This is a genomic window from Streptomyces sp. MMG1121, assembly GCF_001280015.1.
In the GTDB taxonomy this organism is placed as follows: Bacteria; Actinomycetota; Actinomycetes; order Streptomycetales; family Streptomycetaceae; genus Streptomyces.
In genome coordinates this window covers 1-383 of the sequence record NZ_LGDV01000092.1, presented here as the reverse complement: position 1 = coordinate 383, position 383 = coordinate 1, and the positions used below count along the sequence as shown (strand labels likewise).

At 70.8% G+C, this 383-nt stretch carries 1 pseudogene; it reads right to left on the bottom strand.

Annotated elements, in window-relative coordinates:
- Nucleotides 1-383, bottom strand: a pseudogene (locus tag ADK64_RS09830) (hypothetical protein); the annotation flags it as partial.

Below are 383 nucleotides of genomic sequence, written 5' to 3'. Positions count from 1 at the left end.
CGTCGGGGGTGAGGGGTTCTTCCTTCTTCCGGGTGACGGCGGGGAGGGCATCGAGGTTCTTCTGGGCTGCTTGGTTGTCGTGTTGGGGGTCGTTGATACACTGGGTGACGATGGCTGGGTCGGCTCCGGCGTCGGGGGCGGCCTGGTAGCGGGTGAGGCGCTGCTCGCAGTCCTTGATCGCCTGGCGGGCCTGGGCCTGCTCGGGGCTGTCGGCTTGTGCGGCGTTTGCCGCGATGCTGGCGTGGCTGAGGGCGGTGAGGGTGGCGGTGAGCCGCTCGGGGGTGAAGGCGCGGGCGATCCAGGTGTCGAGTGGGCGGCAGAAGGTGTCTTCGCGCCGGTTGACGGGGCGGGGGTGGTGGAGCCCGGGGTAGGGGGCTGCTTCC